Genomic DNA, 17,266 nt, shown 5'->3' with positions numbered 1-17,266 from the left:
TTCCGTGGTCGGACGTGTGGCTGGGCCAGTTCTGAGCCTCGTCTTCTCCTTCATCCTTCAGGCGCCCTGTAGCTGATGCTGTTCGGGACGGGGAGCACGTGCCCCTCCGGATTGAAGCCATGCCTCGTACTCCTTGAAGTGCGGAAGCCTGTAAATCTTGTCCGGAAAGGATGAGTCTCCCTTCGTGCTGCCGATCCTTGATCCAGCTGTGGTCACAAAATTCCAAGGCCATGCCTTCGACGAACGTCCTCAAAGCCCGGAAAGGCTATCGAGGAAGTCAAGGATATCCTCGGGATTCTGCATAGAGTATTTTGCCGAGGATGCCGAGATTCCCACCTTGACGGATACACTGTCTCGCGGTAATCTATCGAAGAGGTACTCGTCGGTCTCGTCGTCGCCGGCGGAGAAGATGAAGTCCCATTTTTTCGAGGACAGATGTCGTACGTAGAAGAGTCCTTTGTTCACATGGGTGCTCTTGACTTCCACCACCTTGTTCCCAATCATGACAGATATGTCCAGATTCGAAGTCAGATGCGTCAGGGCGTCTATCAGCTCTCTTGAGGCCGATGGCCCCAACTCGGGATCGCTCTCTCGATAATGCCATGCGATCGAGAAATCCTTCTCTTCTATCGCCGAGCCGGGGATCCTCTCCACGAACAGTTCAAGGACCGGCCGAATGCGATTCTTCCAGACAGGTTTGTCCTTGACCAGCGATTGCCATCTACCTGTGCTCCGAGACCTCAGCCACACACCGTGCTCCGCAACGAGCGATATCGGCAAGTCTCCGAACCAGGCCAACAGGTCCTCTCTTTTTCTGCCGCTGATCAGGAAGACCTCATTCAAACCTGAGGTCGCAAGCGACCCCAATACACTCAGCACTCGATGCGATGGCGCGGCCGAGGAAGGTCTTGCCGCGAAATGGACGAGGGTCCCGTCGTAGTCGAGGAGAAACAGCCGCTTTCGCGCAGATGCATAGCGTTCTCGAATCTCGGACTTGGTGCGGTCGGTCATCAGCATAGTCATCAGGTTATCAGATGACTTCACCGCCTCCTCCAGCTTTTCCAGGAAACGCGCGACCCATCGATGGATGTCAGCCTTCTGCAGGCGCGCGCGCATTATCCTGTTCCTCCTGATCTGCTCGACAATCGGCATCGTCAGGGCCTTATGCAGTGACCCCGCAATCTCGTCCACGTCGTTTGGGTTGACTATGAGCGCCTCAAGGAGCTCCTTCGAGGCGCCGGCCATCTCGCTAAGGACCAGTACTCCCGTCTCATCAGCACGCGAGGCGATGTACTCCTTTGCTATGAGGTTCATTCCGTCGTTGAGGGGCATCACGAGTGCCACATGGGCCGACGCGTATTGTGCGCTCAGCTCGTCGTCGTCCAACCTGCGGTACATATAGCGAATCGGCATCCAGTCCATGGTTCCGAACCTACTGTTGATACGACCAACGATCTCATCGATATCCCTCTTCAATTGCCTGTAGAGGTCGACCCTCTCCCTCGATGGCACGACGACGCTCAGGTAGACGAATTTCCTCCTCATCTCCGGATGTGTCTCGAGCAGCCGTTCTATTGATAGCAGCTGGTGCGGGATGCCTTTCGTGTAGTCGAGACGAGATATTGAGAAGATGGTCTTCAGATCTCCAGTCTGCCTGCGCAGCCTGGCGATGCGGTTCTTCACTGCCTGTCTCTCGGAGGACGTTGAGTATTGGTCGAAATCCACACTGATGGGGAAAACATCGACTTGGACAGCCCTGCCTCTGGTTACAATCTGGCCTATGCGATTGTCGAGTCCGAGGATGTGCCTTATGCTTCCGAGGAAGGACTGTGAATAGTCGTACGTGTGGAACCCCACGAGATCCGCACCTAGCAGGCCAGAGACAATGTCGCGGTGCCAGGGGATCAACCTCAAGGTGTCATAGTGCGGGAAGGGCGTGTGGAGGAAGAAGCCGATTTTGGCGCCCGGAACTCTCTCCCTGATGTAGGCAGGCAAGAGCATCAGATGGTAGTCATGAATCCACACCGTGTCTCCTGGCTCTATCATCCGCATGATCTGCTCGCCAAAGAGCGTGTTGACCTGCTTGTAGGCGCGCCACTCAGCGGACGAATATCTGGCATAGGTTGGGAAGGAATGGAGGAGAGGCCACAGCGTGCTGTTAGAGAAGCCTGTGTAATACCCTCTTATCATAGCAGGGGTCAGGAAGACTGGAAAGAACCCGAAGTCGTTCACCAACCTTCGTGCCACGCTCCGCTGATCCTTTGGTTGGACCGGCCCTGGCCACCCTACCCACTTCATGGTGCTCTTGTCATGGAACGATTTGAGACCCGATGTCAGTCCTCCGGTGCTCGGCGCGAATTCGACTGACCCGCCATGCTTTTCTATGGTCACTGGAAGACGATTGGCTACGATTACTAGCATAAGTTTCCCTCTGTATGGATCTCTCAACTACCTCACGATTATGATCGTCGCCAGCGCCACCCCGGCGATGACCATCACATCGGCCAGCCTCACATTCAGGAGCAGAAGTATGATTGTGGCAAGAACGCCGACTAGTCTTCCTGAGTCCAGCAGGAATTCCCTGACAATGACTCCCTTCTTCTTCAACTTCTCCATCTTGTCCAGAAGCATCGTGAAGAGGAATGAGGGGACCATGGCTATCCAGAAGAAGGCCATGCTCATCGAAGAGAGATACCGTGCTGGATCCGTCGCTGAGGACGCAACAAGAACGCTGATTGCAGCGAAAGCCGCACCGATCCTCACTATCGAGGCTCTGTCCTTGAGCCGATCGGAAAGATAACCAAGCGCGATGGTCATAATCGCTCCCCACACGGCGAACAGGGAGAGGTAGCCACCAGCACCGATCTCCGATTTCGCGAACTCGAAGCTTACCAGGGGGATGAATATCCAGAAGATGCCGTCCTGAATACCTTCTGCGAAGAGCGCAGTTCTAAGTCTCCAGTCCACCGCCTTGAAATCGATGTCTATGTGCAGCCGCCCGATCATGTTGATCTTGAGAGACTCAAGGAGCTCGGGTATGATTATCCGGTGTTTCATCTCTCGAAAGACCTTCAGACCAAAGATGAACACGATGTTAGCAACGGCTAAGATAGCGGCGATCGCGAATAGTGCCTGATAGCCAGACAACAATATGATCAAGCCGCCGAGGGCCGGAGTCAAGACGCCAACGAGTGGGAATATGAGAAAGTAGAAACCTATGATTGCACCTCTTTTCGCGCGCGAAGTGATGTGCATGATGAGCACGTTGTATGGCACCCAAAACGTGACCACGTATGTGCCAAAGAACACGGGAGGGATCACCACCAGGGGCCAGCCATGAAGGGTCATCAGTAGCAGGTAATACCCGGCGAGACACACCAGTGCTGTGGTGACGGATGACGAGAAGTTCTTCACAATCGTTCTTGAGGCAAATGACACTAGCAATAGCGACACGACTATCGCGATAAGGACGAAGACGGAGCATTCGAGATAGCTCGCCCCTTGTCTAACGAGGTAAATAAGCGCAAAGGAGTTAGCAAGCGTGTTTGCCACTGCTACAAACGCCTGTACCGCGATCAGATGCCCGTGGCGATGGGCTAGCTCTATCACATAATGCCTGAATTGAGTCTGGAACATGATCACTCCTCAAGTCAGCGGGACTCTCGGCACTTCGAAGTGTCCGTCCTGTCCCGTCTGGCCACTGTCGGTCCCCTCGTTCCCCAACGCAACCTGGGATCTGGAGCGATATCCGACGCCGACAACGAAGGATAGTGAATCCCCACAAGCTGCCTGTTGCGCTAGGAATGAATCGGGGATCGAGGAGGCCGGCTCCTCCAGAGGTTCTTACCTTTTCTCACTCTTTCTCATCGAATCTCATCAACAGTATAGCCCATCACGGTTTTATGCATTGCGCCGCTGGCAGGACACAAGATAAACTGTGCACAAGGCGTCATAGCCACAGGAAGTGTCTCATGAGACCTAGTTTTTGGACCTTGATTGAAGGAACTACAGAATTCATGTGTATAATGCCGAAGAAACTGTTCTTCACAAAGAGTGTTGGTAGAAACAATCAAGTGTTGCTGTATTTCGAGGTCGCTTTTCGCGACACCTGCATCGAAAAGATTCAATCTTGTCTCGATATCTAGCATATTGCCCCCTGGATGTGTCATCAATCTGAGGGAAGACGGGAGAAAGAATTCGTCTCTTACTGGCAGATCTTCGCCGTGATGGCGAGGAATTCCACGGGCGAACCGTTTGGCTGTGTCGATAGACTGGAGGTCGTCAAGGGTTCTTCGTAACTCACAAAACCATGAAAGGAAGAGGTTTCTGTACGACGGCAGGGCCTGTAGATCTATGCCGAACCGCGGTAGTTGTAGTTCCAGTTGTGGTAGTGGCTCCAGCTGTAGTCGTTGCCCTCGCAGTCGCATTCGCAGCACGACCCATCCTTCAGTTGAAGACGGGTCTGGTCCTGGGTCTGATCACAGTCGCCACTGGCGTTAGCGCCAGCTGCCGACACTACCCCGGCTGCCCCGAACATAACGGCGGCTCCGACCATTACGGCCACCATCAGCTTCGATGTCATTTCGTTTTTCACCCCTCTTTTTTTCGGGCCTTGTAGGCCTCGATGTCATGACTTCGAATGATGGGTTAAGGCGCTTGTGGTGCAAGCTTCAAAGGTTAGAGCAATCCTCAATGAATCCAATGAGCCGCTGAGACCCGCTCGAACGAAGTGTTCTAACGTTGTACCAAATTTGTTATTATCTGGCTCTTGCATGTGAAACATGATATGACTGCACGAACGGCGACGGTCTTGTTCCTGGGACTCACAATCATGGTATCAATGTCCTGGAGCTCAGGCAGCGCATTAGCTGAAGACGCTGAGGACATAACCTATTCAGTGGGAGGAAACGGCATCGAGATACACAGTGCGAACACCACGACACTGATATCGAACTCGTTCCCCGCGGCGACTGTCAGGGCGGGGAATCTCACGAACTTGACAGGCGACGGATTCGTGTTGCGCGCGCTTCTGGGATACAACGCCAGCTTCGGGAACGGATTCTCACCCAGCATGGTCGAGTTCAGGGCACCAACGAACCACACGATCTGGACGGTCTCAGGACCTCAGCTGAAGGATACCGATCAAGGAAAGATTGTGACTTTGCAGCTCACTGCCACGCTTGACATGGTCAGGGTCGGAGGAGCTGGATACGGTGGTCCCAACGGATTGGGCCCAGGCGGACCTCAATCGACCGTCCAGAGCTGGGCCGAGGTCACCGTCAGATTTCAGGTGTCTGCACGCAACTACTTCGCGGCCTACCAGGGAGTCCCCCAGTCTCCGGAGTATCCAGTGAACGGCAGCTCGGAGTTGAAGTTCGATGTTGGCGTCACAGTCATGAAACCGTTGCCTGTCGACAGTCTGGCGCTGGAGATTGCGCTGATGAAGATGGATGACGCATCGTACACGCCCACTTCGAGCGCAGGTCACTATACTTTCAGAGGTTATCAGGCCGGTGGGACCGTGAGCGGAAGCGACCCATCGATGAACGAGACTGAGGGATCGACCCTTGTGACTCACACCTTCCAGTCCCGAGACCAGTTCAAGCAGATGGTTGATTTCGTGAACGATACGGGCGTGCCTGATGGCTACTTCTCATGGGCGAGACAGGCGAGGATTTCGACCCCTGCCGGCGCCAGCCTGGTGAACGTTTCAACACATTACAGGACCGACGGCGAGTCCCTGACAATATACCTGTCGACCCCGTTGTCCTCGGACACGATCACCGTTGACCACGACCCAAGCATAGGCGTGCTAGGCGGTGGCGGCGGGGCCATCGTGTTTTTGCCAGGCACACCCTCGCTGCTGTGGATTGGGGTCGGGATCATCGTAGGGCTCGCCTCTGTCGGCGGCACAGGCGCCTACCTGCTGACGACTAGGAACGAGAGTCGGGACCCCGCTGATCCGGTGGATCTTCAGAGGAACCGGTACTATCGGGGGCGCCCGTAGATTCGCTGTCTGTCCTGGCCCCTGCTTCTTGAGCCGGCAATCCCCCGGCACCGATATAGCTCGCGACGAACTCGTCGACGAGTTTGTCGAGGAACGACCTCCGATAGACGATGAGCAGGTCGGACACCTTGTCGGGGTCGATGACGGTCATGCGCGATTCCCTGCCGGCCTTGTCCATTCTTATCAGCCCCCTCGAGACGAGCTTCTTGATGTGATACGAGAGGGTTCCTCCGGAGATGGTGAAGCTCCGCAGGACTTCGCCGTGGGTCGCGCCAGGGTTCATGAGAAGGAACAGGATGATGCCCCTCGGGATCTCCTGCCTGAGCGCCGCAAGCATCTGTTGCTTGTCCCTTCCCAACTGACCGCCAGGGAAGTACCTCGTGAAGCTCTCCTGCTTGTCGACCGTCAGGAGGCCCCTGTCGACAAGGTAGTTCAAATGGTAACTGAGGACACCGATAGGCATGCTGGTGAGTCTCTGGAGTTCCCTGAAATGGACTCCGGGGTTCTGGCGGATGGCTTCGAAGATTCGCTTTCTGTTCCCGAGTTCAAGGGGATCTTTCAAGGCCCCTTCCTCCGAGCGTGCCGATGACAAGGACAATGACGAGCGCGAGAGCGCCGACCGAGGGCGCGACCCACCACTCCATGCCAGCGAACCATTCAGTCATCAAACCTACAAGCAGTAGAGCGGCTGTAAGTGCGATCTGGATCAAGAGGCCGACAGCCAACAGCAAGAGCCCTTTCAGGCCGCTTCTCCTGTAAGAGACGAGCGAGAAGGATAGGAGTATCAAGGATGCCCCTAGCAGAAGGCCCAGCAGCAAGTCCTCAACGACCGCCATCAATATCTACTCGTTCCGAATGGTCTCCACGGGTATAAGCTGTGCGAGTCGGCATTCCCTTCCCAGGGTTTGTCGCACGCGAGTTCGCGCATATGGCTCTGCATCAAACAGGCAATCAATGGAGACTGCATTCAAATGAGGTCGGTGGATTATGCAACGCGTCGGCTCTACCTCAGTAGAAAAGGCAGCGTGGACCGGGCGAGATTTGAACTCGCGACCTCCCGCATGCCAAGCGGGCGATCTGCCGCTGATCTACCGGCCCATGTTGGTTTGCGATGTATAGAGTAGGTCTAGTTAAAACTTGCCGAGCATCGTCCAGGCTGGGACTACATAAACGAGTCTATCTTTCTCTGGTACCGGACCTTCTCTCCAGGTACAGGGATCGGGTATTCCTCGGTTAGGCATCCCAGGCACAAGTCGCCCGCAGGGTGACCAATCGACTCAACGAGCCCTTCCACAGAAAGGTATCCGAGGCTGTCGGCCGTGATCATCTTGCCGATCTTCTCGATGGTCCTGCCGGTGGCTGCGAACTGCTCTCTCGTCTTCATGTCGATCCCGAAGTAGCAGGGAGCGCGTATTGGAGGAGAGCCAACTCTGACATGTACCTCCTTCGCTCCAGCGTTCCTGACGATCTGCACGATTTGCCTGATCGTGTTGCCTCTAACGATCGAGTCGTCCACGAGGACGACTCTCTTGTCCTTGATGACGCTCTTGAGTGGGTTCAATTTCAGCATGACGCTAGTGACCCTATCCGATTGCTCCGGCATGATGAATGTGCGTTCCACATACCTGTTCTTCATCAGCCCCTCGGAGTAGCGTATGCCCGACTCCTCTGAGTACCCGATCGCATGAGACCTTCCCGAGTCGGGAATGGGCACCACGACATCCGCTTCGACAGGCTGCTCCTTCGCCAGCCTCTGGCCGATCCTCCGTCTGACCTCATAGACGAGCTTTCCGTCGAGGCTCGAGTCGGCCCTAGCGATGTAGACCCACTCGAACATGCAGTGTGCCTTCCCCTTTGACAGCCCCGTCTTGATGGACTTGATCTCTCCGGGAAGCAGTTCGACGATCTCCCCCGGCTCGACGTCTCTGATGAATTCTCCGCCGAGCGTGTCGAAGACGACACTCTCAGAGGCCGCCGCGAACCCTGTCTTGGTGCGTCCAACGCATAGAGGCCTGATGGCTAGTGGATCCCTCATGGCGAACACCCGGTTGTCGATCATGATCGTCATTGAATAGGATCCCTGGAGCATCGTCATCAGGTTCTTGAGCGACCGGACGGGGTCTCCAGTGTTGGCGATGTCGTTCGCCAACAGCCGCACTGCGATCTCCGAGTCGGATGAGGTGATGAACGCCCAACCCTTCCTCTTGAGCTCGTCCATGATCTTGTCAGCGTTGACTATCTCTCCGTTGTGCGCGAGGGCAATGTCGCCATAATTGGTTGAGACCACGATGGGCTGCGCGTTTTCGATGTTTGATGATCCGACCGTGGAGTACCGGACATGGCCGATGCCAAGCTCTCCCTTCAGATTGTTTATGTCGTCTGTCTTGAGGGCCTGATGCGCCAAACCCATGCCCTTGATGGCCTTGATGCCGTTGTTGTAGACCGCTATTCCGGCCGATTCCTGGCCTCTATGCTGGAGCACTCTGAGCGCGTAGAAGATGTCCACTGAAACGTTGTTAATGGCAGCAGTGGCGAAGATGCCACACTCGTCCTGCGGGTGCTCAGTCTCCATTGACCTTACCCCCCTTCCAAGGAATATGCTTCATCTCAGTGCTGTTTGGCCCAATTGTAATGCCTCAGCTTGGCCGTTGCGCCGAAACCGCACGAAGCACAAGTTTTGTGTCTCACGTGATAAGCGCGCTTGCCGCAGCGACGACAGATTATGTGCGTCTTCTTGCTGCCTCGCTTCCCCATCGATGGAGTGCCCTTTGTCATCCGGCCCTACCTCACGGTGATATGTAAATCACATTGTCCCCGCGGACGATGGTAGTCTCCATCTTCCGGACGACCTGGCTTTCGTAGGTCTCCTCAGCGTTCCTGAGCACTAGGTTCATGTGAGGGTCGTAGCCGTCCAGGACACCCCTGTACCCTCTCTTCCCCTTGAGCTCGACGATAACCTGCTGGTTGATTGACTTGTTCAGAACAGCCAGGGGCTTGATCAAATAAATCACCTGATGGCCTGATATCGGGTACCGTACTTAAAGCTTTGCGGTTCGACCATCGTCAAGCTCCGCTATGCTGGCATGGTCGAAAACGTCTCAGAAAGGGGGATGTAGAGATGTGCCCTTCGACCAGTTGTTCAGAGTTGGACGGTCATGTCTTCCTTCAACCTCTCGAGTATGAGGTATGTGTTTGACCTCTCGACGTCCTCGATCTTGATGAAAGAATCGACGATGTCCTTGAGCTCCTCCCTTGACGATGCCCGCAGGAGGACGGCGAAGTCGATGTTCCCTAGCAGGAAGTAGACCGCCCAAACGCCCTGTATCTTGGCGATCCTCTCTCCGATTTTCTTGGAGTAGTCCGGGCCATACCTGCCAGTCACGAGTGAAATGGCCAGTATCTCCTTGCCAACCTTGAGCGGGTCCACGATCGCCTTGAACCCCGTGATCACGCCGTCCTCGATCAGCCTGTTGACCCTGTAGTGCACAGTGGACGAGGAGAGTCCTGTCTTCTCCCCGATCTTCTTGAGACTGATGTTGCAGTCCTCTTGAAGCATTTTCAGAATTATCTTGTCGTTCTTGTCAAGCGTTACTGAGATTTGCTTATCCGTCAAGGGCTCCCCCCCAAAACATTCGAAAACAGTACAACGTATTCGTATTCATAACGCTTTCGATGGCTTTGGTTCGAACTGAACAAAAATCGACTTCATTTCGAGACGAATATCGTAACAGCTCGAGAGGGAGCATCAGATGAACGCACCTATCGTCGGGAGGTCCAGCAGATCCATGTCGAAGAAGATCACTCCCTCCCGGACCTCCTCCGGTCCCAAGTCTGTTCTTCCAGCCAGTCTTGCGAGGAACGACGCCCTCCACCACAGGTCGGTCGCGTTGTTGGCGAGCGCGCCTAGGTACACCTGGGCGAAGTTGTACTCATAGCCGTCCATGTCACACAGGTAGGCCGCGTGCCCAAGGAAGCAGTCTCGGGCGTTGACCAGTGCCATGTACTCCTTGAAGGCGGTCTTTCCTGACGAGGAGATGGGCATGAGTTCTATGTCCGAAGGGTTGGTTCTCGACGACTCCCTGGTGGATCCGTCCTCGGAGAGTTCGTAGCCCACTATCTCCTTGCCGACCAACCTGAAGATCTTCCATCTGTTCATGTCATCGATGTATATCGGCAGCAGGCTCAGATCGGGAAGATCGAACAACTCCGTTCCATCTATCAGCGCCCTCTCTTCGACATTCGCCTCAGCCTCCGTCCTCCGGACAAGTCTCGCGATGTCCGTTGCAGACGCGTTCTGCTTGGTTCTACCGTGCTCGGCGTATGTCAACAACCTGCTGAGGCCGAGCTCCTCGACCAGCTCGTCCGCGAGCGCATGTCCAGCGCCTCTGACCGACGAGAACGACTGTGCGACCCACGTGTCTCTGGTGTTTCTCACGAACTCCGTGAAGACCTTCTTCGCCGTGCCGAGCTCCGAACGCAAGCGTTCTTCCTCGTATTCAGAGAGGATGCCCTTTGCGACATCATCCAGATTCTCGCCGGCAAGTCCCATGCCTCTGCACGACAGGTTCGCGTTGAGCTGGATCCTCCACCCTACGAATACGTTGACAGGGAATGCCCTGCAGAAGTGCGGTCTGTCTTGGTATATCCTGCAGCGTTTGTCTTTCAAGAAATGGCACGAGCCATGCGCTCCCATGAGTTTGATCGCCGCGCCTCGCACCTCCGGCGAGATGTGCCTGTCAGCCATCCCATCGGAGAGCCTCGGGTCGGCTCGGAACTTGGTTTCTTCCTCGGGGAGCAGCTCAGGCTGGCATAAACAGCAAAGGGCGCACCCGTCGACACATCTGTAGGTCCTGCCGTCCACCTCGGAGTAGTCTATCTCCAATGGCTCGCTACCTTGAGCCAAGGACATCCCTTCCTATCCTCTCACCCACTTGGGAACCATTCTCTACCATTAGCTGGCCCCTGAGGAATACGGCCTGCGGGAATATCCCTGGCATGTCCTGGTAGGCCGTCCACCCGCATTTCGAGTGCAGGTTGTCCGCTTTGATGATCGTGCTGCGCGTCATGTCAACAACGATCAGGTCGGCGTCGTACCCTGGCGCGATCTTCCCCTTGGCCAGGCCGTACACCTCACCGGGTCGCTCGGAGAGCATCCCCACCGCGCCGGTGATGTCCAAGTGCCTCTCCTTCACCAGATTCAGCATCAGGGGGACCATCGTCTCTACCCCTGGCATTCCCGTCGGGGCGTAGTCGAAGTCCTCCTTCTTCTCATCGATCGCATATGGTGCGTGGTCCGAGGCGATCATGTCGAATACGCCTTCCTTCAACGCCTGGAACAACGCGTGCCTGTCATCTCTCTTCCTGAGCGGCGGGTTGACCTTGGCGAGAGTACCTAACTTCGAGCTGATATCGAAGAGCAGATGATGTGGGGTGATCTCGGAGGTCAGATTAGGGACTCCCTGAATAAGCGGCAGAGAAGCCTTCCCCGACACATGGCATATATGCAGCTTGCAGCCGTTCGCAGCAACCTTCACCTTCCTGATCGCGCTGCTCTCACACTCGTTGTTCCTGTTCCTGAGATGATCTTCCAGGCTATCCTCGATCTCTTTCCTACGAAGGGACTCATCCTCCGCGTGGACCGCGAGGACCTTCTCTGTCGCTGCAATTGCAGCGATCTCCTTCTTGACCGATTCGAGGGAGGGCACCATAAGTTCACCGGTCGTGCTGGCCATGTAGAGCTTGAACCCGATCGCCTCCTTCGCCAGTGCCTCGACATCCAGGCCGGGCCTAACACCGGCGAACAGGCCGAAGTCCACCATGCTCTTTGATGAAGCTATCTTTTTCTTATCTCTGAGCGCGGACAGCGTTGTAGTAGGTGGCTTTGTGTTTGGCATGTCGAAGACGCATGTGACGCCCCCGTGGATCGCCGCCAAGGAACCCGTCCCGAAATCCTCATTCTGCGTCAGACCAGGGTCGCGGAAATGGACATGGGCGTCGATGGCGGCTGGGAGAACGATCTTCGTGCCGAATCGGAAGACCTTCTCGCCCTCTATGAGCTTCGCTACTTTCTGTATCCTGCCGTTCTCGATGCCTATGCAGCACCTCTCCATTCTTCCGGAGACGCAACAGTTACCTTCCACTACAACTTCCATGTTCGTCACTGAGACTCCTTCGTCTCACGTCCTCGCCTGGCTTATCCTCAGAGAACACCTCTGCTTGGAACTTGAAGATCTTGGTGCCCTCTTGCAGCCACGAGTCGGGCATCAGGCCCGCCTTGAGACAGCACTGGCATAGGAACTCCTCGGCGTCCCAGTGCCACTCGACCGGCACCTGCGGCAGAAGTAGACCCCTGGCATATCCACGCTGCATGATTAGCCCGTCCTCCCCGATCTTGACGCACGAGATGTACTCCCTCGGCTTCTTCACCTTGACCTCCTCTGGCTCGGTCAGAAGGCTCGCCTCCACTCTGATCCGCTTGAGCTCCTCAGGCTTGACCTCGGGGAATCTCGGATCGCGGGAGCATGCACTGATCGCTGCGTCCTTGAGCGCATTGATCAACGGCATGACGGGTTCGGGATAGCCGATGCATCCCCTGAGCTGGTCATCCGGATAGGTGGTCAGTGTCACGAACACCCCGTAGTTCTTCTTGAAGATGTCGGGCACCTTCGGTTCCTCGAACTTCGTGCGTCTAACATGGCTTTCGACGGCGGCTCGCGCGATCTTGACAGCCAGTCGGCCATCCTCGTCGGAGAACATCATACCAGCGCAGCTGGGATAGGGTACCCGCCATAAAAGTCTTTACGGGGTGAACATAAAACCACACTTGCTGAAAATCGGCTTGGATCGCGCACTGCGCGATTACCTCTGGCAACACATACGAAGTCGTCTATTGCGTATCGTGCGGTGGTTTCCTATCAGGAATTTGAGACCAAACCTTAATTATCCACCAGTCGAATCCCAAGCTGAGTCTAATGAAGTTCGTAAAGCTCTCTCAGTCAGAATTCGAAGAGATACGGAAGCTCTACGAAGGCGTGATGTCTCAGGCCTGTTACGGTCTCTTTTTCAGAGAGGGTATGATACTCGGCGAGGAGATGTCCAAGATAGCTCAGCAGGAGCCTGAGAAGTACTTCGAGGTCTGCGCCAACCTTCTGCGAGCCAGGGGATGGGTCGACAACATCGTCTTCCAGGAATCCACTGCCGTCGCCGAGGGCTCCATAGAGTCCGGCCAGTCGGACGGCTGCACGTGCCACAGGCTCAGGGGCATCGTCAGGAAGATATACGAGGCCCAGACTCACAGGAAGCTGCATTGCGAGGAGATCGAGTGCACCAGCAGAGGGGACAAGCACTGCGTCTTCAGGCTGGAGCCGCTCGGAGGTGACTAGAATGGAACTCAAACCGGCGCTTAGAGCCCTCAGGCAGAACTCAGGGGCAATCGCGTCTGCCGTCATCAGCAGGGATGGCCTCATCATCGCCGCCGACGTGCCAGAGGGCGTCTCGATGGAGACCTTCGGGATCATGTGCGCGACATTACTGGGCGCTGCGTCTACCGCTCACTCAGAACTCAGGATCGGGACCCCGATTCACGTGGTCGTGGAGAGCGAGGACGCAAAGCTGGTCGTTGTCGGCGCCGGAAGGAAAGCGCTCATAGTCGCCGTGATCGGCAGAAAGGGCGATGCGAACCTCGTGCTCAAGAAACTGGACGAGCTCGCTGAAACGCTCAAGATGATATGAGCATGCTTCGATAGGATAGAAGTGAAATGGTTTCTCTGGGTTTATGACTCGATCAGCTCAGTCTATGTCGAGCTCCTTGAGCTTCTCAGGGGTCGGTACGCCGTCCATGGTCCATCCGCGGGCCTTCATGTAGTCATCGAGCATCGTGTTCATCTCCTCGACCGATATCTTCTGGCCCTTCGACGGTCCTTCCGGGATCGGGTCCTGTAGGATCCTTGGAGGCAGGAGCCAGTCCTTCCTCGTCACACCTTCGCGCGCGTTGAACGCGCCTTTCATGTTGTGGATCCTCTCCCCGATCTTCAGGAGCTCGTCCTCCGTGAAGGTCAAGCCGGTTATGGCCTCGATCACTTCTGGCAGCTTCGCGATCAGGTAGAACCCTCTTGAGAACTTGCACAGGCCGACCGAGTCGTAGACGCACATGAAGTTCTCTGTCTGGGACACCATGAATCCCTTGTTAGCCGTAGAGGCTCGGTCAATGCCCTCCCACTTCCAAAACTTGCCGACCAGCTCGGGCGCGTAGAATCCGGCTCTCAGGTGGCAGGCTCCCCTGGTCGATGTCATATACGCCAGTCCATGGCCTTTCATGCCTCTGACATCGTATGCGGGTGGCTCGAGCCCTTTGGTGTGGACGGCGTATCTCTCGGCCCCCTTGCCGATCTTCTTCGCCGCGACCTTCACGCCATCTGCTAGCACATCTCCGAAGCCCCTTCTGTTGCCCATCATCTCTACCATCCTGGGCACCGCGTCTGAGGCGTTGTCCCAGGTAAGTTTGAACCCGACGTCCTTCTCAGTGATGATGCCTCTCTGCATGAGCTCCATGGCGAAGCCGATGGTGACTCCGGCGGAGATGGTGTCCATGCCCAGCAGGTCACACAGTTCGTTCGCCCTGGCGACCGACTCGACATCCGAGTTGCCACATGCACCGCCTAGCGAGTACAGCGTCTCGTACTCGATGCCGTCAATGGCAACGCCAGCGAACTTGCCGCTCTTGACCTCGAAGAGCTTCCCGCATGGTTTGGTGCAGGCGAAACATGCCTTGTTCTTGGTGACATACTTCGGGGCCCAGTAGTACGGGTCGATCTTCTCTCTCTCAGCGAACACGCTCTCCTGGAAGTTCCTGGTCGGGAAAACGCCCTTCTCCTTGTTTATCCAGCCAAGGAACTCGCCCGTGCCGTACTTCGTGTCCTCGATGAACGAGGGCGCTGCCTCGTAGATCTTCTGGTACCTGAACGCTATTCCCAACAGCTTCTTCGGTTCTGCTGGGACGAGGTCGTTCGTGCCTCTGATCACGATCGCCTTCAGGTTCTTCGAACCCATTACCGCGCCCAAGCCCGCCCTGCCAGCCTGTCTGTCATCGCAGTCGATGCTCGCTATCTTGGAGAGCTTCTCTCCCGCCACGCCAATGCATGCGACTTTGACATCCCAGCCGTGGCGCTTCTTCAGCATCTCCGGTACCTGTCTAGTGTCCTTACCCCACAGGTCCGCTGCATCCTTCACCTCGATCCTCTCGTTCTCGATGTAAAGGTACGATGGTGATTCCGCCTTGCCGACTATCTCGAGAGCATCGTATCCCGCGTGCCTCAGCTCCGGACCTATCGAGCCTCCCATGATGCTCTCGGCCAGCGTGTTCGTGGCAGGTGACTTCGCGGCGAATGCGACCTTCCCTCCGGTCCCTACTGGGAATCCGTCGAATACTCCTCCGGCCATCGCGAGCACGTTCTGCGGTCCCAGCGGGTCCGCGCCCTTGGGAACGCCGTGGTAGACGATCTCGACCGCGAACCCCTGGCCCCCCAGGTACTTCCTTGCATGTTTCTCATCGAATGGTCGGGCATGCGACTTCTCCGTCGTGAGGTCTACCTTCAGTATCTTGCCAGTGTAACCCTTCATTTTCATTCCTCCACCGCAAGAAGCTTCTTGACCTTCTCATACTGCTCCGGCTTCGGCTCCTCGTAGACGATAGCCTTCATCGGGCAGAACTTGACGCAGGTCGGGCTTCCACCGCACAGGTCGCAGTTGAATGCCTTCTCCTCCATGCGCATCACCCCGAACGGGCAGACCTCGACGCATTCCCCGCACGCAGTGCATTCTTCCTGGTCGACGTAGACCATGCCGTCCTTCTTCTTGATGGCCTCGACCGGGCAGTGAAGGACGCAGCAGTCCTCTCCGCAGGACACGCAGTGCGTGCACACAGATGGGAAGTCTACCTTGACCCCTCTCCTGTGCACCTGCAGCCGAGCGTCCGCGTGGTTGATCTTTCCATCATGATATATGGTGCAGGCCATCTCGCAAAACCTGCAGCCAGTGCAGTTCTCTGGGTACGGTACCAACATCTTGACCATACTGACGATTCCCCCCTCTTGTCCAAGGCGGATGGTCAGTAATGGAATACTGCTAAAAAAGATGTGCGCCCGATGACAGAGTTATTCGGAATCCTACTTCGATTTCCGCTTGACCTGCCTTATCTCTATCTTCTTCAGCTCAGCGCCCTTTGCGGGTATCTCCTTGTCTATCTCTGAGAGCACGACATCGATCGCGCTCTTGGCCGCCAGCAGGACCTCCTTCTGGGCTTTGTGTATCCTGATCTTGGTCTCCTCGGGCACGCTCATCTGCTTGACGGCGGCGTTGCCCGCCTGGATGATCTCCATTCCAGCGTTCACGAAGTGGGTCATCGTGTCCTTCGTCGCGAGCTTGGACGCGATCTCCTCAATGTGCCTTTCCAGCCTCTTTGCGGCCTCGACGCCCTTTCCTACCTTTTCTCTTGCCATGTTTCTCGACCTCGAACTTTATCTTGAGCCAGCCATCCTCCATGTCCGCACCGAGAACCTTCTTGTTGGTCATCGAGTGCGGCAGGACTATGGACTTCTTGAACGCCCCTAGCTGCAGAGTCAAATCGTCCTTGCGCGTATAAAGCTCTAGCTTCTGCTCCATGGGATACGGCAGCTTGATTGCCAGGACGCTGGCGTTGTCCTCCTCGTACATCTTCATGGGCGACTCGGTCGAATACACCTCGGTCGGGTCCCCTTTGCCGAACAGCTCGTCCCCGAGCTTCTCAAGGGCCTTCATGCCCAGGACCTCCTTGGGCATCAACCTCGCCTTGATCGTCTTGAGCGGGGAGAATATCTCGTCTATCTGCCCCAGATATCTCCTCTGTTCCTCCAGCTTGGCCTTGAAGTAAGTGTCCCCCAGCTCGTCTGGTATGATCCGGTTTATGACTATGCTCTCGACAGTGTAACCGTACAGGCAGAGATATGTGTAGGCCCTTTGCGTCTCCGCGATGACCATCTTCTCAGGATTCACGACCAGTCTGACGGAGGTGATCTCAGGGTCTGTCAGCAGGTCCTGGACATAGGCCAAACGCCCTTTGAGATTCTCCAGGTCCGTCAGGAATTTCTCCGTCGGCAGCGGCGTGGACATCAGCTTCCCAACGGTGACTCTTGCCACCCTGAGCACGTTCCTGAGCATGTGGAAAAGCCGGTCGAAGTACCAGTTCGCGGTATCGGGGAAAGCAAGGAGTCGAAGCGTGTCCGC

20 protein-coding genes and 1 tRNA gene are annotated in these 17,266 nt (G+C 56.0%); 4 read left to right on the top strand and 17 right to left on the bottom strand.

The features are described 5' to 3' along the window. Positions 1–249: 249 nt before the first annotated feature. Both KJ653_01160 and KJ653_01155 read right to left on the bottom strand, forming a co-directional pair. On the bottom strand, positions 250–2,391 hold the full coding sequence (locus KJ653_01160; GenBank protein MBU0684446.1) for a bifunctional alpha,alpha-trehalose-phosphate synthase (UDP-forming)/trehalose-phosphatase: 2,142 nt from the start codon (positions 2,389–2,391) through the stop codon (positions 250–252). Positions 2,392–2,448: 57 nt separating this feature from the next. Then, the gene (locus KJ653_01155) at positions 2,449–3,636 is read right to left on the bottom strand and encodes an MFS transporter (GenBank protein MBU0684445.1); all 1,188 of its coding nucleotides are present in this window, start codon (positions 3,634–3,636) and stop codon (positions 2,449–2,451) included. Between the two features lie 420 nt (positions 3,637–4,056). On the opposite strand from KJ653_01155, the gene KJ653_01150 reads away from it, so the two are divergent. Continuing rightward, complete coding sequence (locus tag KJ653_01150; protein ID MBU0684444.1) at positions 4,057–4,227, top strand: pyruvoyl-dependent arginine decarboxylase; 171 nt, start codon at positions 4,057–4,059, stop codon at positions 4,225–4,227. Positions 4,228–4,351: 124 nt separating this feature from the next. Here KJ653_01150 and KJ653_01145 read toward each other — a convergent pair whose 3' ends face one another. Continuing rightward, positions 4,352–4,582, bottom strand: a complete 231-nt coding sequence (locus KJ653_01145; GenBank protein MBU0684443.1) for a hypothetical protein — start codon at positions 4,580–4,582, stop codon at positions 4,352–4,354. Positions 4,583–4,786: 204 nt separating this feature from the next. Here KJ653_01145 and KJ653_01140 point away from each other — a divergent pair, with 204 nt between their 5' ends. After that, complete coding sequence (locus tag KJ653_01140) at positions 4,787–6,007, top strand: hypothetical protein (protein ID MBU0684442.1); 1,221 nt, start codon at positions 4,787–4,789, stop codon at positions 6,005–6,007. On the opposite strand, the gene KJ653_01135 is transcribed toward KJ653_01140, so the two are convergent. The 10 genes from KJ653_01135 to KJ653_01090 form a co-directional block, all read right to left on the bottom strand. Then, entirely contained in the window at positions 5,934–6,569 is a 636-nt protein-coding gene (locus tag KJ653_01135) for a winged helix-turn-helix transcriptional regulator (GenBank protein MBU0684441.1), read from the bottom strand. The two genes, KJ653_01140 and KJ653_01135, sit on opposite strands and share 74 nt — an antisense overlap. Then, entirely contained in the window at positions 6,553–6,843 is a 291-nt protein-coding gene (locus tag KJ653_01130) for a hypothetical protein (protein MBU0684440.1), read from the bottom strand. Before KJ653_01130 ends, KJ653_01135 begins: the two co-directional genes overlap by 17 nt. A gap of 190 nt (positions 6,844–7,033) precedes the next feature. Further along, a tRNA-Ala gene (locus KJ653_01125) sits at positions 7,034–7,105 on the bottom strand. A 64-nt stretch (positions 7,106–7,169) separates the two neighbouring features. Beyond that, positions 7,170–8,579: an amidophosphoribosyltransferase gene (purF, locus tag KJ653_01120; GenBank protein MBU0684439.1), complete on the bottom strand. Its 1,410-nt coding sequence runs from the start codon at positions 8,577–8,579 to the stop codon at positions 7,170–7,172. A 35-nt stretch (positions 8,580–8,614) separates the two neighbouring features. Next, positions 8,615–8,782 carry a 50S ribosomal protein L37e gene (locus KJ653_01115; GenBank protein MBU0684438.1) on the bottom strand — a complete coding sequence of 56 codons (168 nt, stop codon included), beginning with the start codon at positions 8,780–8,782 and terminating at the stop codon, positions 8,615–8,617. A gap of 11 nt (positions 8,783–8,793) precedes the next feature. Next, positions 8,794–9,009: a small nuclear ribonucleoprotein gene (locus KJ653_01110; protein ID MBU0684437.1), complete on the bottom strand. Its 216-nt coding sequence runs from the start codon at positions 9,007–9,009 to the stop codon at positions 8,794–8,796. A gap of 137 nt (positions 9,010–9,146) precedes the next feature. Further along, positions 9,147–9,620, bottom strand: coding sequence for an Lrp/AsnC family transcriptional regulator (locus KJ653_01105; GenBank protein ID MBU0684436.1), 474 nt, complete (start codon positions 9,618–9,620; stop codon positions 9,147–9,149). Positions 9,621–9,752: 132 nt separating this feature from the next. After that, a complete protein-coding gene (locus KJ653_01100; protein MBU0684435.1) occupies positions 9,753–10,916 on the bottom strand; it encodes a YkgJ family cysteine cluster protein in 1,164 nt (387 codons plus the stop codon). Beyond that, on the bottom strand, positions 10,897–12,159 hold the full coding sequence (gene pyrC / locus KJ653_01095; GenBank protein ID MBU0684434.1) for a dihydroorotase: 1,263 nt from the start codon (positions 12,157–12,159) through the stop codon (positions 10,897–10,899). The genes KJ653_01100 and pyrC overlap by 20 nt, the downstream gene beginning before the upstream one ends. Then, complete coding sequence (locus KJ653_01090) at positions 12,137–12,766, bottom strand: TIGR00296 family protein (GenBank protein ID MBU0684433.1); 630 nt, start codon at positions 12,764–12,766, stop codon at positions 12,137–12,139. Before KJ653_01090 ends, pyrC begins: the two co-directional genes overlap by 23 nt. 212 nt (positions 12,767–12,978) lie before the next feature. Between KJ653_01090 and KJ653_01085 the strand changes: the two genes are divergently transcribed. Further along, complete coding sequence (locus tag KJ653_01085; protein MBU0684432.1) at positions 12,979–13,389, top strand: hypothetical protein; 411 nt, start codon at positions 12,979–12,981, stop codon at positions 13,387–13,389. A gap of 1 nt (position 13,390) precedes the next feature. Further along, positions 13,391–13,738, top strand: coding sequence for a roadblock/LC7 domain-containing protein (locus tag KJ653_01080; GenBank protein ID MBU0684431.1), 348 nt, complete (start codon positions 13,391–13,393; stop codon positions 13,736–13,738). A gap of 57 nt (positions 13,739–13,795) precedes the next feature. On the opposite strand, the gene KJ653_01075 is transcribed toward KJ653_01080, so the two are convergent. The 4 genes from KJ653_01075 to KJ653_01060 all read right to left on the bottom strand — a co-directional run. Next, positions 13,796–15,631, bottom strand: coding sequence for an aldehyde ferredoxin oxidoreductase family protein (locus tag KJ653_01075; GenBank protein MBU0684430.1), 1,836 nt, complete (start codon positions 15,629–15,631; stop codon positions 13,796–13,798). After that, positions 15,628–16,077, bottom strand: coding sequence for a 4Fe-4S dicluster domain-containing protein (locus KJ653_01070; protein ID MBU0684429.1), 450 nt, complete (start codon positions 16,075–16,077; stop codon positions 15,628–15,630). The genes KJ653_01075 and KJ653_01070 overlap by 4 nt, the downstream gene beginning before the upstream one ends. Positions 16,078–16,170: 93 nt before the next feature. Further along, on the bottom strand, positions 16,171–16,503 hold the full coding sequence (locus tag KJ653_01065; GenBank protein ID MBU0684428.1) for a hypothetical protein: 333 nt from the start codon (positions 16,501–16,503) through the stop codon (positions 16,171–16,173). After that, a partial coding sequence (locus KJ653_01060; protein ID MBU0684427.1) for an ArsA family ATPase occupies positions 16,442–17,266 on the bottom strand: 825 nt, incomplete at its 5' end. The genes KJ653_01060 and KJ653_01065, both read right to left, overlap by 62 nt.

The sequence above is a fragment of the Candidatus Thermoplasmatota archaeon genome, assembly GCA_018814355.1.
GTDB lineage: Archaea > Thermoplasmatota > Thermoplasmata > UBA10834 > UBA10834 > COMBO-56-21.
Note: the sequence above shows the minus strand (reverse complement) of the source record. Positions and strands in the feature narration are given on the sequence as shown.

Coding starts and splice junctions, on each gene's coding strand:
- KJ653_01155 (MBU0684445.1), bottom strand. CDS start 3,636: ATGTTCCAGACTCAATTCAGGCATTATGTGATAGAGCTAGCCCATCGC.
- KJ653_01145 (MBU0684443.1), bottom strand. CDS start 4,582: ATGACATCGAAGCTGATGGTGGCCGTAATGGTCGGAGCCGCCGTTATG.
- KJ653_01140 (MBU0684442.1), top strand. CDS start 4,787: ATGACTGCACGAACGGCGACGGTCTTGTTCCTGGGACTCACAATCATG.
- KJ653_01130 (MBU0684440.1), bottom strand. CDS start 6,843: ATGGCGGTCGTTGAGGACTTGCTGCTGGGCCTTCTGCTAGGGGCATCC.
- purF (MBU0684439.1), bottom strand. CDS start 8,579: ATGGAGACTGAGCACCCGCAGGACGAGTGTGGCATCTTCGCCACTGCT.
- KJ653_01115 (MBU0684438.1), bottom strand. CDS start 8,782: ATGACAAAGGGCACTCCATCGATGGGGAAGCGAGGCAGCAAGAAGACG.
- KJ653_01100 (MBU0684435.1), bottom strand. CDS start 10,916: ATGTCCTTGGCTCAAGGTAGCGAGCCATTGGAGATAGACTACTCCGAG.
- pyrC (MBU0684434.1), bottom strand. CDS start 12,159: ATGGAAGTTGTAGTGGAAGGTAACTGTTGCGTCTCCGGAAGAATGGAG.
- KJ653_01090 (MBU0684433.1), bottom strand. CDS start 12,766: ATGATGTTCTCCGACGAGGATGGCCGACTGGCTGTCAAGATCGCGCGA.
- KJ653_01085 (MBU0684432.1), top strand. CDS start 12,979: ATGAAGTTCGTAAAGCTCTCTCAGTCAGAATTCGAAGAGATACGGAAG.
- KJ653_01080 (MBU0684431.1), top strand. CDS start 13,391: ATGGAACTCAAACCGGCGCTTAGAGCCCTCAGGCAGAACTCAGGGGCA.
- KJ653_01075 (MBU0684430.1), bottom strand. CDS start 15,631: ATGAAAATGAAGGGTTACACTGGCAAGATACTGAAGGTAGACCTCACG.
- KJ653_01070 (MBU0684429.1), bottom strand. CDS start 16,077: ATGGTCAAGATGTTGGTACCGTACCCAGAGAACTGCACTGGCTGCAGG.
- KJ653_01065 (MBU0684428.1), bottom strand. CDS start 16,503: ATGGCAAGAGAAAAGGTAGGAAAGGGCGTCGAGGCCGCAAAGAGGCTG.